This window comes from Microbacterium sp. ARD31 (genome assembly GCF_031844425.1).
On sequence record NZ_JAUZVE010000003.1, the window covers coordinates 568623 to 584132 of the forward strand.

The following is a 15510-nucleotide window of genomic DNA, read 5'->3' on the forward strand; positions in this document are numbered from 1 at the left end:
TCGGCTGTGCAGCGGAACTCGCTCGGTCCGTCAGGATGGGGTCATGCGCATTGTCGGGAGCCTCATCCTCGCTGTCGCCGGCACCGTGGTCGGGCTCTTCGGCGCCCTCATGCTCGCTCTGGCAGGCGTGCACTGGGACAGCGGTCTCGTCGTTGCACAACTGTCCGATTCAGACGACTCAGAACGGGCGATAGGGATAGCGATGGGCGTGGCGGGCCTCGCGGGCTGGGCCGCGCTGTCATTCATCGCGGCGTATGCAGGTCTCGGCGGGCAGCGTCCTTCCCGCGTGCGCCGAATCGCCGTCTGGACGACTCTCGGGCTCGGCGTGGCGATCTTGGCGAGCGCGATCATCTTCCTGCTCTTCTTCAACGTCCGGCACTGACTGATGATGGTGACAGCGGACCCGCGGGTCGCAATGACACGGTCCGGCTGCAGGTCGGGCCGTCGGAGAGCGGTGCGTGGCGATGACGCGCGAGGCTACTTCCGGTTGACCCAGACGTTGTCGGAGAGCATGTCGCGACCCTCGCCGCTGCGGTAGCTGAGATCCGCGGCGACGCTTGCGCTGTCGCTGATCCGTACCGAGACGGAGTCGCGCGCGCAGGCGGTGGTCTGCCAGGCGTCGTCGAGGGTGAGCGACAGGCACAGCGAATCACTGTCGTCCGCTGCGCGCGCCAGGTAGACGTCGTACGCGTCGGCTTTCCCGACGTGGCGCAGCGTCGCGACGTCGATCGCGCCGTCGGCCCCGTCGACGACCGAGTCGGGGCGGTCAGTGGCGGTCTGTTCGCGGTCGAACTCGGTCGGCGCGCACGCCGTGAGGAGCAGGGCGGTCGCGGCGAGGACCGGCAGGGCGATGCGGCGCAGGGTCATGCGCCGAAACGTACCGCAGGATCGTCGCCCGACCGGGGTTGGTGCCGACTTCCCAGCCCGTGGGCGGTCTGACAGGCCGCCTCGCCGGTCAGGGCGATTAGGCTCGGAAAATGGGATGCCGCGGGGGGATGAGCCGGTGACGGCCGTGCCGATCTCGCTCGGCCGAGCGCCGCAGGTACTCGCCGTCAACGCTCCCGACCCGGCGGTCGGACTCGTCGACACGCACGGCCGTGTGCACCGCGACCTGCGGATCTCGCTCACCGATCGGTGCTCGCTGCGCTGCACCTACTGCATGCCCGAGCAGGGCAACGAGTGGCTGGCGCGCACGAGCATCCTGACGACGGATGAGATCGTCGAGATCGCGGAGGTGGCGGCGGGTCTCGGCATCCGTACGTTCCGGCTGACCGGCGGGGAGCCGCTGCTGCGGACGGACATCGTCGACGTGGTGCGTCGGGTCGCAGCGATCTCGGGGCCCGAGGGCCCGGTCGAAGTGGCGATGACGACGAACGGGATCCGGCTGGCCGAGGTGCTACCGGACCTGATCGACGCGGGCCTGAGGCGGCTGAACATCAGCATCGACACGATCGACCGCGAGCGATTCGCCGCGCTGACGCGGCGTGACCGGCTCGACGATGTGCTCGAGGGGATCGCAGCAGCCGCGGCATCCGATCTGAAGCCGTTGAAGCTGAACGCCGTCGCGATGCGGGGCGTTAACGACGACCAGCTCGCGGACCTCGTCGCGTTCGCGATGGAGGTGGGTGCGCAGCTGCGGTTCATCGAGCAGATGCCGCTGGATTCTGGGCACACGTGGGACCGCAGTGCGATGGTGACGCGCGAGGAGATCCTCGCGGCGCTGTCGCAGCGGTGGTCGCTGGAGCCGGTGCCCGGGCGCGGCGGCGCTCCGGCCGAGAAGTGGCGCATCGACGGCGGCCCGCACGAGGTCGGCGTGATCGCGTCGGTGACGGCGCCCTTCTGCGGTGCGTGCGACCGGCTGCGCCTGACCGCCGACGGTCAGTTCCGCAATTGCCTGTTCTCGCTGACCGAGTACGACGTGACGACCCCGGTGCGCGGGATGCCGGTGGATGCCGCGCCCGCCGATCGGCGGCGCGTGATCGCCGAGGTGCTGCACGCGTGCGTGCTGGGGAAGCTGCCCGGGCACGCGATCAACGACCCGTCGTTCCTGCAGCCCGCGCGGGGGATGAACGCGATCGGCGGCTGACCGCGGGCTCAGTCGCCAGGCCACTCCCCGGTCGCGCGCTCGAACGCCCGGGCGCCGCCGCGGTCGACGAGCGCCTTCACCAGGGCGAACAAGGCGCCCTGCAAGGCGGCTGCGATCAGCACCTCGCCGAGGCCGAATTCTGACTCCAGGGCCTTCGGGCTGTCTTCGCGGTGGGTCGGGCTCGCCCGCTTCCAGAGCTGCTTGAAGATCACACCGGCGAGGGCGCCGCTCACCATGCCGCTGATGAGCCCGATCGGGCGGTACAGGATCTTCGCCGACGTGCTCGACTTCTTCGCCGGCTTCGAGGTCTTCTTCGACATGCGGGGGTCCTTTCGAGGTGTGTCTCAGCGGCCGCGGCGCGCGACAGCGGTGATGACGGCGCCGATCGCGACGACCGCGAGGGCCAGGGCGATCCAGCCGTTGCGGTTCGGCTTGCCGGCGTCGTCCGTGAGGGCATTCGTCGCCTGATGCACGTAATCGGCCGCGTGCTCGCGGGCATCGCCGATCTGCGCAGCGACGTTCGTCTTCACGGTCTCGACCTGCTGCTTCGCCCTCGCCTTCACGTCGAGCTTGCCTGCGAGCTGCTCCACTGTGTCGCCCAGCTCCGCGCGGGTCTGTGCGATGTCGGCTTCGATTTCTTCGACGGACGCGCCGTCCGCGGGTTCCGGCTTCGTCGCGGGGGTGGACGAGAGGGGCACTTCGCGTGCGGGGACGTCAGGCGTGGTCATGGTGGGTGCGCTCCTTCACTTCGGTGATGTCCTGTTTCACGTTCTGCACGGTCCGCTCCGGCGTCGGCGACAGGGCCGACACCTTCTTCTTGCCGACGAGCGCGAGGATGCCGGCGACGATGAACAGCACGGCGGTCACGATCAGCGCGGCGGCCCATGCGGGGAGGAGCAGCGACAGCGCGATGATCGCTGTCGCGATGAGCGCGCCGACGCCGAACCACGCGAGCACGCCGCCCGCGCCGAGCAGCCCCACGCCGAGTCCGCCCTGCTTAGCCTTCGATGAGAGCTCCGCTCGGGCGAGGCGCATCTCATCCCGCACGAGGCGAGACGTCTGCTCGGACAGACGGGAGATCAGCTCCGCGGTCGACGGTTCGGGTGATGGTTTGGCCTGCGTCACGACCGACTCCTCTCATCGGGTGGTAGGGCTTCAGGCTCGTGGATCTTCGTCCATCTGCACGACAGGCTTGACTTCCGTCGACGGCGGTGCGTGAGGCGCGGGTCGTCGACCGCTAGCGAACAGGTGGATGCGATGGCAAGCCTCTGCCGTCCCGCGACCCACGCCCCGAGACTCACGAGTGTGAGCTCTCCCGCTGCAGATCCCTCGACGTCGTGCGCCCTCGGCGACCACCCGCTTCCCAGCGCACAGCGGTCCGCGCTCGCCGAAGCCGACGAGCTCGCTGGGTTCGGCACCGATGTGTCCGCCACCCTTGCGTGGGCGATCGGCGTCGGCGCCGCCCGCGACGACGACCGCTCCCTCGCCGACGACTGGTCGTTCCTGGCGGCAGTCGCGGAGCGGGATGTCGCGGCCGCCCGCATCCTCGAACCGCACCTCGACGCGCTCGACATCCTCGACCAGGCGCAACACGCGGCCGTCGGGCCGGACCTCGAAGCGATCGGTGCCGGCCCGGGCTCGTCGTGGGGAGTGTTCGCCGCCGAAGGTGCGGGCGTGCGCCTCGATGCGCGGGACGACGGCTCCGGCTGGTTGCTGACGGGAACCAAGCCGTGGTGCTCGCTCGCGCAGCACCTGACCCACGCGCTCGTCACCGCATGGGTCGGCGACGAGCGTCGCCTCTTCGCGGTGGCCCTGCGAGGGCCCGCGGTCAGCCCTCACGACGGGCCGTGGCATGCGCGCGGGCTGCGCCAGGTCGTGAGCGCTCCGGTGGACTTCGCGTCGGCGCCGGCCGTGCCGGTCGGCGAGCCCGGCTGGTACCTCAGGCGGCCGGGCTTCGCGGCCGGCGGGGTCGGGGTGGCCGCGTGCTGGTGGGGCGGTGCGCTGCCGCTCCGCGCGGCGCTCCTCGCAGCGGCGCAGCGCGACGGCGCCGACCAGCTGTCGCGTCTGCATCTCGGTCGCGTGGACACGGCGTTGTGGGCGGCGCGGCTCGCGCTGCGGTCGGCTGCGGACCAGATGGATGCCGCGCCCGCCGCATCCGACCGCGCTCCCGACCCCGGCATCCTGGCCGCCCGCGTGCGGGCCGTCGTGGCGGGCGCCGTCGAGACCACGCTCGCCGAGTCAGCCCGTGCGCTCGGACCGTTGCCGCTGGTCGCCGACGACGCGCACGCGCGTCGGGTCGCGGATTTGGGGATCTACCTCCGCCAGCACCACGGCGAGCGGGACCTCGCTCGGATCGGCGCCGACCTCGGTCAGGGTCGCGGCGCATGGTGAGCTTCAGCCACCTCGACCCCGGGACGGGCGAGGACGTGTGGGCCGAGGCCTTCGCCGGGCGGAACCCCGCGAGCCTCGACGTCGAGTTCGATCACCTCGTCGTCGTTGCAGCGCACCCCGATGACGAGACCCTCGGAGCGGCAGGGCTGATGGCCGCCGCCGCTCGCCGCGGGGCGAGGGTGACCGTGCTCGTCGTCACGGACGGGGAGGGGTCGCACCCCGACTCGCCGTCCGCGACACCCGTCGAGCTCGGCGCGCTGCGCCGCCGCGAGGCGGCCGACGCGCTCGCGCAGCTGGCGCCGTCGATCGAGCTGCGGTTCCTCGGCATCCCCGACGGTGGGACCGACGGTCACAGCACCCCTATCGCCACGGCGCTCCGCGAGACCGTCGCCGACGCGGGCTCATGTCTCGTCGTCGCGCCATGGACCGGCGATGGGCATCGCGATCACCGCGTGGTCGGCGAGGTGACGGCCGAGGTGTGCGCCGAGCGGGGCATCCCGTACCGGTGGTACCCGATCTGGCTGTGGCACTGGGGCACGCCCGACGATGTGCCGTGGGACGAGATCGAGGTCCTTTCACTCGATGATGCGACCGTCGACGCGAAGCGGCACGCCTTGCATCGCCACCGCAGCCAGATCGAGCCGCTGTCCGACGCGCCGGGCGACGAAGTGATGCTGCACGAACGGATGCAGGCGCACTTCGACCGCCCGTTCGAGGTCTTCATCCGGCCCGCAAGTGAGCGCGGCAGCCTGGACGAGACCTACTTCGACGCGTTCTACCGTCGCAACGGTGACGACCCGTGGGGGTTCGAATCGCGGTGGTACGAGCAGCGAAAGCGTGCGGTCACGATGGCGTGCTTGCCGCGACCCCGGTACGGCCGCGCGCTCGAGCTGGGGTGCTCGACCGGCGCGCTGACCCAGCTGCTGGCCGAGCGGTGCGACGCTGTGCTCGCCGTCGACATCGCCGAGGCGCCGCTCGAGGCCGCGCGTCGCCGTATCGGTGAGGGGGCGGATGTGCGCCTCGAGCGCCGCGCGCTGCCGGGTGAGTGGCCCGAGGGCTCGTTCGACCTCATCGTCCTGTCGGAGGTCGGCTACTACTGGGGCGCAGCCGACCTGGCCGACGGGGTCGAGCGGATGCGGGCCGCCCTCACGCGCGACGGGCAGCTGCTCGCGTGCCATTGGCGGCATCCCGTCGAGGAATACCCGCTGTCGGGAGACGACGTCCACGCGGCGCTCCGGGCCGCGGACGGCCTCGTCCGATTGGTGGTGCACGAGGAGGAGGACTACGTGCTCGAGGTCTACGGGCTGGCGGGCGCGCGGTCGGTCGCTGCCGAGACCGGGCTCATCGCGTGACAGCGGCGGAGTCGGATGCCGTCGCCGCCGTCGCGATCGTGGTCCCGGTGCACAACGAGGCCGCCCTGCTGGGTGGCTGTCTCGCGGCGCTCGACGCAGCGATCGCGCACACCCGCCGGACGCATCCGGACGTGCGAGTCGTGACCGTCGTCGTCCTGGATGCCTGCACGGACGCGTCCGAGCAGATCGCGGCGTCGTGGCCCGTGCAGACGCTGCACATCGACGCACGGAACGTGGGCACCGCGCGGCGGCTCGGCGTCGCCGCCGCGCTCGCAGCACTGCGGGACGTGCCGCTGGGCGCCACCTGGATCGCCACGACCGACGGTGACTCGACGGTGCCGGTCGCGTGGCTCAGCCATCAGCTCGACGTGCGGGCAGCGGGGACCGATGTCGTCCTGGGCACGGTCCGTCCCGACTTCGCCGACCTCACCGTCGAGCACGCTGCGCACTGGCTCGCGACCCACCCGCGGGGTCGTCCCGCCGGCAACGTGCACGGCGCGAACCTGGGGCTGCGGGCGGACGTCTACATCGCGGCGGGGGAGTTCGCCGACCTCGACCAGCACGAGGATGTCGAGCTGGTCCGCGCCGCTCGCACTGTTGGCGCGCGGGTGCACGCGACGGATGAGACCGAGGTGACTACCTCCGGCCGCTTCTGGGGCCGGACCGCGGGGGGCTACGCGGCGTTCGTCCGCGCGACGCACGAGCGCATCGAGGGGGAGGCGCGGGGCTGATACGGGAGGGTACTCGCTGCGGCCTGCTTGGCGAGGGGATCGGTGGGCGCGGAAGAGGTGCGGATCGTGAGGCATCCCCACACCCCATCGGAGGAACCATGTATTTCCACGTTCAAGAGTTCATCAACGAGATCGCGCAGGACGAGCCGGATCCCGCCGCCGCGAACGCACTGCAGGAGGGTCTCGGCGGCCAGTTCGGCGAGATGCGCACGATGATGCAGTACCTCTTCCAGAGCATCAACTTCCGCGGGCCCTCGGGCAAGCCGTACAAGGACCTCATCCAGGGCATCGGCACCGAGGAGATCAGCCACGTCGAGCTCGTCGGCACGACGATCTCGCGCCTGCTCGACGGATCGCCGCGGTACAAGGGCAAGCCGACCGACCCCGTGGACGAGCCGGGTGCCGGCGGTGCGACGCCGCTGAGCATCGCCGTCGACCACAGCAACATCCACCACTACCTCGTCGGCGCGCAGGGTGCGCTGCCGGTGGATGCGGCGGGCAACCCATGGATGGGCAGCTACGTCTACAACTCGGGCAACCTCGTGCTCGACCTGCTCTACAACCTCATGCTCGAGTCGACGGGCCGGCTACAGAAGTGCCGCCTGTACGAGATGACCGACAACAAGATGGCCCGCAGCACGATCTCGTACCTCATCGTCCGTGACCAGGCGCACGAGAACGCTTACGCGAAGGCGCTCGAGACGCTCGGGGTGAGCTGGCGCACCGCGCTGCCGATCCCGAAGACGAACGCCGAGCAGTTCCCCGAGGTGAAGAAGCTCGTCGACATGGGCCTGCAGAGCAAGCAGTACTCGTTCGATCTCGGCAACCAGTCCGAGGCCGGCCGTATCTTCCAGGGCGCCTCGCCGTCGAACGACGGCACCGAGTTGGATGCCAGTGAGCAGGCACCCGTCGGATCGCCGATGACCATCTCGCCCGAACGGCCCGAGGAGTTCTCGCCGGGCGCGGACAAGGATCTCCGCGCGCTGATCGAGGCGACCGCGGCGATGGAGATGGCCGACATCGACGCCACGTTCGGGCGCATGAAGTAAGCCGGCGCGTGCACCCCGGCCCCGTCCCGCGGGGTCGGGGGTCAGGCGATCGTGGTGCTGAATGGCCGTGGCGGGCCTTGGCGACTACGCCGTGCCCGGCGTCGCTGACGACGAGTTCTCGCGGATCACCTTCGTCGCTGAGGGGGCCGGTGGCATCTCGGAAGGCGAGGCGGCCGTCTCGGGTGTCGTGGTGACGGGGGAGCGGTACGTGATCGACTTCGACTGCAGTCCGTCGACCGCTCGGGTGACGCTAGAATGGGCCCCAGCGCCCGCCGCGGGCGAGTAGCCGGCCAATCCCGTGGGACCGACGTCCGTCGCACAGGACTGCGCCGCGCCCGGCCGGATCGAGGGCATCGCCTACGACGCGGACACCCTCGTGCAACTCAAGATTTTCGCGGACGGGCTGAACGCGGGTTGGGCCGTCCTCCGGCCCGGCGGCTGACAGCCCGTTGTCGCGGCGCTGTCCCAACTGGGATGCGAGCGGCTCAGTAGATGTGCGCCTCACAGGTAGCTAGGAACGCCGCTCGGCGGCGCTGCAATTCGCGATAGACGGTCGCACGGGACACGTTGAACAACTCGGCGATCTCCGTCTGCGTGTACTCGCCCCGGTCCTGGACGTCGAACAACAGCTTCCGCTGCGTTGTCGAGAGCTTCGGCTGTCGGCCTCTCAGGTGACCCTTCGCGCGCGCCACCGCCATCCCCTCCTTTGTGCGCATGCTGATGAGATCGCGCTCGAACTCTGCGACCATCGCGAGCACATTGAAAAGCAGTCGCCCCACCGGGTCGGTGGGGTCGTACCTGCTCCCTCCGAGACTGAGCGCGACACCTTTCGTTGTGAGTTCGTCGGCGATGTCGCGCGCGTCCTTCAGCGAACGGGCGAGCCGATCGAGTTTCGTCACGACGAGTGTGTCGGCTTCTCGAACCGCTGCGAGTGCCTCGCGCAGCCCGGGCCGGGCCCGGTTGGTGCCGGTCAGCCCATGATCGACGTAGATGTTTCGAGCGAGGACTCCGAGTCGCAGCAGCGCGTCTCGCTGCGATGTGAGGTCCTGATCCGCGGTGGAGACTCTGGCGTAGCCAATCAGTATTCCGTTCATGCGGACGACGTTGTCACCGCCACGGCGGGGGCGCAGCACGGGCATCCGACGACCTGGTGCCGAGCTTGTCCGTTGTCGCGCAGGCCATCAGCTAACGAACACCTCCACACGGTCGTTGGTGGGGTCGAAATCTGTGACCGTTCTTCCAATGTGGCGGTGTTCTGTTCAGCGGGTTGGCGGCATTAGCCGGTTACCGCGGCCTGGTGCCGATACAGCGTGGCTCGACTCCACCCCACCAAACGCGCCGCTTCAGGGTGTCACCCGCGCCTTGACTGTGCCGTCTGCGATCGCTCGCAACGCCCCAAGCGCGGCTGATGCCCCGTTGAAGACGACGCTCGTATGGATCAGGCGCAGCGCCGCCTAATCGAACTCTCGTAGTGATCGCCGAGCCATCGGGACTTCCGGCATCGACGCCTCGCGGTCCTCTCTGTCGAAGGCGCCGTAATTGGCTCGCAGCTCTGCGCGTAGCTCTTCGGGTACCCCCGGATTAAATGCGAGGGACCAGAGGTCAGCTGCATCATCCGCCGAGTAAGCCCAAGGCCGATACTTCAGCTCCCAGGCACTCAACTCGGGGGCGTCAGCAGGCAGGACGGACCACCATGCTGCAAGGTCTGGTTCTCCGAAAACTGCCCATCGACCCGAGGGGCCGAACATCGCCAAACTGCCCTGGTGCTGCGCTCCGCCGTCGGCCCCCAGCAGCGTCTCGAACTCGTCGGTGCTGGCGCGGGCAGTGACAGTAAAACCAAGGCGGATTGGGGTGCGGACGCCGCGCCGCCAAGAGCGACGAACAGCGCCGGGGACGAGGACGCTGACATCCGTGTCCTGATGCAACCGTGCGAAGTCTCGAAGTGGCGCCCATCCCAGGTAGTCAGAATCGGTCCAGCGCAGGGAACCGCGAGGATCGGTGAATACAAGCTTTGGGAAGTCCACCTCGAGCCTCAGGACGCGGCTCGCTTCTTCGACCAAGACCGCAAGCTCCGCAGGGGCGGCATACCCTGCTGGCCTCGCCTCATTGATCACACACGACACGCTACTGCGTTCATCGTCGGATCTCGGAGGACCGATACCGGGTAGTCCGAGAGCACCGAAAACGCCTGCCGAAACTAGGTTGTGATGCACGTTTCCGGCATGGACCTCAGCGACGTTCACGCGATGCGGCCGAAAACGATCGTTTGCGGCCCGCTACGCGCGGAGGGGGAGGATGGGCGCCCGGAAAGGTTGGCCGGAACTGAGTTCCGGCGGACGTTTCTGGTGCGCCGTGGACGAGGGAAGAGCCCCGACCCCGAAAGCTATCTGGCTAGCGGCGCCGACGGAGCGGTGTCGCCCTCAGCTGTCGTCGGTGACTGCGCAATCGTGGTCGCTGGTCAGAGTCGGGACGGGTCTCGACGGGAGTCGCGACTGCGCGGATACGGCGCCAGACATCGTCGCTGGTGACCATCCAGACACCTCCGAGAACATCAGCGAAGTCGCGACGTTCGCCAGCGATCGCCTCGATCCGTTCGATCACAAGTTCTCCATGGAAGCGGATAATGTCCTCGGTCAGTCCCGCGGCGAGGATGCCGGTGTGCTGGCCAAGACCTCCACTCAGGTCGTCGCGAATCAGATCGAGGATTCGAATCACCACGTCGAGCGCGCGGTGCGGATCGGAGCTCGCCAACCTGCCGTCAATGACCGCGTCCAGCGGCTCGTCCATCTCGTCATCGAAGTCGACTGAGCCGGACTCGAAGGCGAGCCAATGGCGCGCATAGGCGTCAACCGACTCAGGCGGCAGTGAGAACCACGACGTCTCTGACACGTCCCCCATTCTGTGCCACTCGTTGCCCCCGCGCCTCCTCAAGTCTCTTCAATGAGATTGATTGCAACGGCTACTGGCCCCGCCGAAAACGATCGTTTATGGCGTGCATAGGTCGATGAGGTGGCGCGGCGCACAACTTTTTAACGATGTCATCCTGCGCCGGAGGCAATGACCGATATTGTCGCGCCATGCGTCCCATTCGATCCTGGTTCACGGGGATCTGCGCCGTCGGAGTCGTCGCGCTAACTGGATGCCAGGCCGTGCATCCGTCTGCCATTCGCGTGAACTTCGATGGGTCGATTGATTACGTCACATGCGTGCCCGAGGCGAACGACTGGGTGGCCGTCTCAACGGACAGGAACAGCGAAGATACCGACCTGCCGCCCGTCATTGAGCTTGGGCCCGCATCCGCAGGTTCCGTCGTGAGGTTTCATCGCCCGCAGGGCGCTTGGACGTCGATACACATCGGAGCATCGTTCCACTCGAGCGTTCAGGTTGAGTCCGATGATGTCTCGCTCGGCGTGTGGCGATGGAACACGGACGGCGATTGGCTGAGTGACGATGACACAGCTCGCTGCTCTGTCGACGAGTGATCGTGCTCTGAGCAATTGAGAGCCGCTCGCGGTCCTAGGGAGACAGCGGGTTGTCTAGCCCCGCCGAAAACGATCGTTTATGGCACGGCGGGCGCCGTCGTGGATCAGCACTCAACACGCCGGGCGATGGAACCGCCAAAGCTCCCCGCCGCGACGGCCACTGGCCGAAGCCCTCATAGGACGTTTTCGTTGGGTCGATCGTGAGTTCGGGAAGGGTTGCCATATGTGACCGTAAGGGGATCCTCTATCGTGCCGTGCTCGCTGAGGGGACCGGTGGCGTGCGTTCCTCTCCCTCGCGGACGCTAACAAGCGGCAGGATGGCGTGAGATCCCATCCAGGTTCGCCTCGACGGACGATTCGACATCGTTACCCCACGACGCAGTAACGCGACCTGACGTTCCGGGTCCGGAATAGCGCTAGGTTGGCGCTCGTGATCGTTGCAAGCCGGGAGCCATCTGATCGCGTCAGTGTTGAACCAGCGACTCGTCTGGGGTCGCGCGTGTGATGGAACCGATTCAGCAGAGGGTCTTTGATGCGTTGGTCGAGCGTCGCCCCGACCTCGCTGACATGTATCGCGTCGCGATTGATCAACTCCGCGTTCCAAGTGGTGAGGTCGGCGCGCGCACTCGCATCTCGTATATCTGTCACTCGATGCGTGAAGTCATGAACCGGATCATCACCGCAATGGGGCGCCCCATCGCACCTGCCGTCAAACCTTCTTCGAGCGACCGCGTGCAGCAACTTCCGGACTTGCTATCGCGGTTTCCCGACCTGCAGTTCGACGTCGGCCAGGAGCTTGTTCCGATTCCGCGAGAAGTGGCCGTCGCGATGGAGTCTCTCTTTAGGGCAGCTGTGCAGGAGAAGAGACGAAGCCGCGACGATGTCGCTGCCTTGCTTACCGATGACGGCAACGCGGCGCACGCGGCGGTGTCGAAGTGGATCGAAGCGAGAGGCTTCTTCGTCAAATGGGCTCACATCCATGATCGGGTTGTACCGAGCGAAGAGCTACCCAGCGACGACGAGATCAGGGCACATGTGGCGACCTTTGAAACGCTCGTCGACGGCGTGATCACTCAGTTCTTCACCGCGCGACAATCCATCGAGGACCTACTCGCCGAGATCAATGACAAAGGGGACACCGCGTGAGCGACCGGCGAATCCCGAACCAGTCGCAGGTCGAAGCGGCGCTGCTCAGAATCCCGACCTATCAGCTTCGTCGCGTGTTCTACGGGGGCCTGACCAACCCGCACTGGGTACGTCCACTCATGGAAGCCGGCGCCTTTTCAAGTCCACCTGAGCCGACGGTGACCGACGATCGGTACATTCAAGACACCTATTGGCCGGAACTGGACTACCTTACGCGCGTCGCGCCGGAGGCTCCCGAAGCGGTCGTAGACGTCTTGCTCGCTCTCGAGTCCAGCACGAACGCCTGGGTCCGGCGGGCGACCTTCGAGATCGGCGCCGCGATACCGGCAGCCGAAGGGACACGCCTCATCCCGCTGCTCAGGGCCTGGCAACCTACTGGCTTCGGCTGGCGCACCGACCCGCGGACGATGGTCTCCTTCGCCGCTCGCCTGCTCAATGGCGGCGCGCGAAAGGAAGGCCGGTGGCTGGCGAACGCGCTCTTCAAGCCGACTCCACCTCCAGACGACCCGAATCGGATTCGCTCCCCAAGGTTCGGGCTTGAGGATTACTGGTTCGAAGAGGAACTACCGAAGATCGTCCCCGCTCTTGGCGAAGACGCCCTCAAGGCACTGACCGGCTGGCTTGCTGACTATCTCCGCGCAGCTGGATTGGTCAGTGAAGAGCACGACATCAGCGGCATGACGCGGCCATCAATCCGGGACCGCGGCGACTCCCACAGGGATCCCGAGAACGCCCTTGTCGAGGCGATCCGGGACCTCGCCGTGGGCGCGGTGCTGGTGGATGCCGGCGACACGGTTCAGATCCTCTTGCGACACCAATCCGTACTTCACCGCAAGATTGCGATGTTCGTGATCGCAGAGACGATCCGGGTCGCAACGAGCGGCGGAGCTGATCCGAGCCAACTCCTCCCGACGGCGATCCGTCTCCTCTCCGATCCAGAATCGGACGACGAGCACCTCAGGATCGAGTACGCGGATCTAGCGCAGGCCGTGTCCCAGGTCGATCCTGACGCTGTCTCCGTGATCGGTCCGTTCCTCGATCGCGCGTATGAGGTCGACTTGGACCGGATGCGCGAGGCTGCCCGTGATGGTCGGCTCGTGGGAGAAGGCGCGGAAGACTTTCGCGACCGCGCCGACTCCTACCGCCACAGCTGGCTCGCGGCGATCGGTACGTCTGCGCTTCCTCCGGACCTCCAAGCCGAGTTGGAAGCGTTTGACATCCGTCGCGGCCAGATCGACAACCCGCTCGCGCCATTGGGAGTTGTCACCACGTGGACAGGCCCGAACGCGCACACTTCGCAAGAGGAGATGGGCAGGATGACACCAGCGCAGCTGGTGGCTCACTTGGCCAGCTGGCACGACGACGGCGACATTTGGGGGCCGCGTCCCTCCCATGAAGGGCAGGGACGAGAACTCGCAGGGCTTCTCACTGCCGCGCCGATGGCGTTGACCGGGGTGCCAAACCTCGTAGACAAGCTCCGGCCAACCTACCTGCGAGCAATCCTTGAAGGATGGGAGGCAGCGATCAAGGCCGATCTTGAACTTGACTGGGAACAGGCCACCCGCCTGATCGATGATGTGCTGAGTCATCCGATGGACTCGCCATACGACATCGAGGGGTCCGAGTTCGATGACGACCGAGACTTCCGCGCCACCAAGAAGGCGGTAATCGGCCTCCTTGAGGAACTCCTTAAGCACCGCGACTCGGATCCCGTACCGGTCGAGTTCCGAAGAAGGTTCGCGCAACTTCTCATCAAAGCCCCGAGCGACGAGGCCTGGGACAGCTACGACAGCTTTGAGCCGCGGGGCGATTGGGACGCGCTTACGCTCTCCCTCAACTATGAGTGGCCGAAGCGAATCCGCGCCCTGATCTTCGCGGCGACGGCGGAACCCGACCCCTCCTGGAAGGGCGATGCGCTTAAGGCCCTCGAATATGAACTCACGCGAGACGACCGCCATGGCGCCGGAGACGCAGCTCTCGGGGAGGGCTTTGGTCGACTTCTCGCGCGGGCAGGATTCTGGCTCAGTCCCCGCATCGAAGCGATGGTCGGCTCGCAGCACGGTCTTACGCGCCGGCAGCAGATCACGCTCACCACGATCCTTGCCACACATCGGTACCACCCTGAACTGTTCGACGCCCTCCGATCGGCCATGCTCGGCGCGATCAGCGTCGGGGAAGCGCTCGCCGCCGGCTGGGAGGGCGGCTCGAAGCCGCTACCGAGGCTCGGGGAGTGGTTGATCGACGCCGTTATCCTCGGCCACAAGTCATTCGACGATCCCGAAGTAAAGAAGTTCTTCGCCGAGACGCCAGCGAGCGTGCGTGGCGATGCGCTGGGCAAAGTCGCATGGCGACTTCTCCACGCCAATAGCGTCGACGACACGATCCGCGACCAATTCGGCGACATCTGGGACGACCGTCTCGCCCACGTGCAAACTCATCCCGAGGATTCCGCCGAACTGAGCGGCATCTTCTGGCTCGCAAAAGCAGTCGCGTTCTCTCCGGAGTGGTGGCTACCGCGACTTCGCGCCGCACTAACCCTTGCACCCGAGATAGCGAACGAACGATACATGCTGGGCAAGGAGCTCGCAGCCGCGTCCGCGGAACAGCCGCGCGAAGCGCTCGAAGTTCTCAGGCTCCTGCTCGACGAGCGACACGGCTCGGGGTTGACGGCATTCGACCTGACCATGCGGGCAGTCCCCACCGTCATCGCGAACGCACTCAGATCAGGCGACGACGCGCTAGTGCGCGACGCCGAGACCTACATGAACGAGCTTGGCGCACGAGGAAGCGTCAACCTCGACAAGGAGGTTCAATCAATGCTGGACGGAACTGCTGCGACCGGCGAGTACGACGACGAGTAGGAAACGCCTCGGCGCGAGGACGAACGGCATACGAGATTGGATGCCTCTGCGCGCTCGTCCGGTACTAATGCCGGCGTCTCCGATCCTTCGCGACGATGCACCTCTCGAGGATCTTGTCGATCTCACGTTTCTCGCATTCCAGCCATCGCTGCCGGGTCGCGTACTCCGAAACGAGACGCGACAGCTGCAGAGCTTCGTAAGCTTCCCGCTCCGCGGCCGGCTGCTGAGTCGGGGAGACGTTGGGAAATCCGCGTCTGGATTGACGCGTAGCCGGATCGGCTGACACCCCGGCGACGCTTCGAACGAGAGTCAACCGGGCCTCTTCGTTCGCAGCGAGCGAGGTCCGCATGCGACGACCACACGATGCCGCCGAGAGGAGCGACTGTCGCTTCCGCCTGTACTAGAGAGACAT

16 protein-coding genes are annotated in these 15510 nt (G+C 67.1%); 10 read left to right on the forward strand and 6 right to left on the reverse strand.

Annotated features, from left to right (window positions below; translation table 11 throughout):
- The first annotated feature begins 43 nt into the window (after positions 1-43).
- The gene (locus Q9S36_RS13200; RefSeq protein ID WP_311285516.1) at positions 44-382 is read left to right on the forward strand and encodes a hypothetical protein; all 339 of its coding nucleotides are present in this window, start codon (positions 44-46) and stop codon (positions 380-382) included.
- A gap of 95 nt (positions 383-477) precedes the next feature.
- On the opposite strand, the gene Q9S36_RS13205 is transcribed toward Q9S36_RS13200, so the two are convergent.
- A complete protein-coding gene (locus tag Q9S36_RS13205; protein ID WP_311285517.1) occupies positions 478-867 on the reverse strand; it encodes a hypothetical protein in 390 nt (129 codons plus the stop codon).
- A gap of 136 nt (positions 868-1003) precedes the next feature.
- On the opposite strand from Q9S36_RS13205, the gene moaA reads away from it, so the two are divergent.
- Positions 1004-2086, forward strand: a complete 1083-nt coding sequence (gene moaA / locus Q9S36_RS13210) for a GTP 3',8-cyclase MoaA (protein WP_396653751.1) — start codon at positions 1004-1006, stop codon at positions 2084-2086.
- An 8-nt stretch (positions 2087-2094) separates the two neighbouring features.
- Here moaA and Q9S36_RS13215 read toward each other — a convergent pair whose 3' ends face one another.
- The 3 genes from Q9S36_RS13215 to Q9S36_RS13225 are packed head-to-tail and all read right to left on the reverse strand — an operon-like array spanning position 2095 to position 3211.
- Entirely contained in the window at positions 2095-2406 is a 312-nt protein-coding gene (locus Q9S36_RS13215; RefSeq protein ID WP_311285519.1) for a DUF4235 domain-containing protein, read from the reverse strand.
- 24 nt (positions 2407-2430) lie between these two features.
- Positions 2431-2814, reverse strand: a complete 384-nt coding sequence (locus Q9S36_RS13220; protein WP_311285520.1) for a DUF3618 domain-containing protein — start codon at positions 2812-2814, stop codon at positions 2431-2433.
- Positions 2801-3211, reverse strand: coding sequence for a phage holin family protein (locus tag Q9S36_RS13225; RefSeq protein WP_311285521.1), 411 nt, complete (start codon positions 3209-3211; stop codon positions 2801-2803). Before Q9S36_RS13225 ends, Q9S36_RS13220 begins: the two co-directional genes overlap by 14 nt.
- Positions 3212-3391: 180 nt before the next feature.
- On the opposite strand from Q9S36_RS13225, the gene Q9S36_RS13230 reads away from it, so the two are divergent.
- From Q9S36_RS13230 to Q9S36_RS13255, 6 genes are all read left to right on the forward strand, one after another.
- Entirely contained in the window at positions 3392-4477 is a 1086-nt protein-coding gene (locus Q9S36_RS13230; protein ID WP_311285522.1) for an acyl-CoA dehydrogenase, read from the forward strand.
- Positions 4471-5829, forward strand: a complete 1359-nt coding sequence (locus tag Q9S36_RS13235) for a PIG-L family deacetylase (RefSeq protein ID WP_311285523.1) — start codon at positions 4471-4473, stop codon at positions 5827-5829. The genes Q9S36_RS13230 and Q9S36_RS13235 overlap by 7 nt, the downstream gene beginning before the upstream one ends.
- The gene (locus Q9S36_RS13240) at positions 5826-6560 is read left to right on the forward strand and encodes a glycosyltransferase (protein WP_253036154.1); all 735 of its coding nucleotides are present in this window, start codon (positions 5826-5828) and stop codon (positions 6558-6560) included. Before Q9S36_RS13235 ends, Q9S36_RS13240 begins: the two co-directional genes overlap by 4 nt.
- A gap of 98 nt (positions 6561-6658) precedes the next feature.
- Positions 6659-7609: a manganese catalase family protein gene (locus Q9S36_RS13245; RefSeq protein WP_311285524.1), complete on the forward strand. Its 951-nt coding sequence runs from the start codon at positions 6659-6661 to the stop codon at positions 7607-7609.
- A 61-nt stretch (positions 7610-7670) separates the two neighbouring features.
- Positions 7671-7895, forward strand: coding sequence for a hypothetical protein (locus Q9S36_RS13250; RefSeq protein WP_311285525.1), 225 nt, complete (start codon positions 7671-7673; stop codon positions 7893-7895).
- A 12-nt stretch (positions 7896-7907) separates the two neighbouring features.
- Positions 7908-8051: a hypothetical protein gene (locus Q9S36_RS13255; protein WP_311285526.1), complete on the forward strand. Its 144-nt coding sequence runs from the start codon at positions 7908-7910 to the stop codon at positions 8049-8051.
- A 43-nt stretch (positions 8052-8094) separates the two neighbouring features.
- Here the strand turns inward: Q9S36_RS13255 and Q9S36_RS13260 are convergent, their stop codons facing one another.
- Both Q9S36_RS13260 and Q9S36_RS51615 read right to left on the reverse strand, forming a co-directional pair.
- On the reverse strand, positions 8095-8703 hold the full coding sequence (locus Q9S36_RS13260) for a recombinase family protein (RefSeq protein ID WP_311285527.1): 609 nt from the start codon (positions 8701-8703) through the stop codon (positions 8095-8097).
- Between the two features lie 1297 nt (positions 8704-10000).
- Positions 10001-10507, reverse strand: a complete 507-nt coding sequence (locus Q9S36_RS51615; protein WP_396653752.1) for a DUF6869 domain-containing protein — start codon at positions 10505-10507, stop codon at positions 10001-10003.
- Positions 10508-11592: 1085 nt separating this feature from the next.
- Between Q9S36_RS51615 and Q9S36_RS13270 the strand changes: the two genes are divergently transcribed.
- Both Q9S36_RS13270 and Q9S36_RS13275 read left to right on the forward strand, forming a co-directional pair.
- A complete protein-coding gene (locus Q9S36_RS13270) occupies positions 11593-12237 on the forward strand; it encodes a hypothetical protein (RefSeq protein WP_311285529.1) in 645 nt (214 codons plus the stop codon).
- Positions 12234-15098 (forward strand): hypothetical protein, encoded by a 2865-nt coding sequence (locus tag Q9S36_RS13275; RefSeq protein ID WP_311285530.1) that lies wholly within the window; start codon positions 12234-12236, stop codon positions 15096-15098. Before Q9S36_RS13270 ends, Q9S36_RS13275 begins: the two co-directional genes overlap by 4 nt.
- Positions 15099-15510 lie beyond the last annotated feature (412 nt).

Excerpts from the sequence above, each read along its gene's own strand:
- Q9S36_RS13235 (WP_311285523.1), top strand. The coding sequence starts at position 4,471 with ATGGTGAGCTTCAGCCACCTCGACCCCGGGACGGGCGAGGACGTGTGG.
- Q9S36_RS13250 (WP_311285525.1), top strand. The coding sequence starts at position 7,671 with ATGGCCGTGGCGGGCCTTGGCGACTACGCCGTGCCCGGCGTCGCTGAC.
- Q9S36_RS13260 (WP_311285527.1), bottom strand. The coding sequence starts at position 8,703 with ATGAACGGAATACTGATTGGCTACGCCAGAGTCTCCACCGCGGATCAG.
- Q9S36_RS51615 (WP_396653752.1), bottom strand. The coding sequence starts at position 10,507 with ATGGGGGACGTGTCAGAGACGTCGTGGTTCTCACTGCCGCCTGAGTCG.
- Q9S36_RS13220 (WP_311285520.1), bottom strand. The coding sequence starts at position 2,814 with ATGACCACGCCTGACGTCCCCGCACGCGAAGTGCCCCTCTCGTCCACC.
- Q9S36_RS13245 (WP_311285524.1), top strand. The coding sequence starts at position 6,659 with ATGTATTTCCACGTTCAAGAGTTCATCAACGAGATCGCGCAGGACGAG.
- Q9S36_RS13200 (WP_311285516.1), top strand. The coding sequence starts at position 44 with ATGCGCATTGTCGGGAGCCTCATCCTCGCTGTCGCCGGCACCGTGGTC.
- Q9S36_RS13215 (WP_311285519.1), bottom strand. The coding sequence starts at position 2,406 with ATGTCGAAGAAGACCTCGAAGCCGGCGAAGAAGTCGAGCACGTCGGCG.
- Q9S36_RS13205 (WP_311285517.1), bottom strand. The coding sequence starts at position 867 with ATGACCCTGCGCCGCATCGCCCTGCCGGTCCTCGCCGCGACCGCCCTG.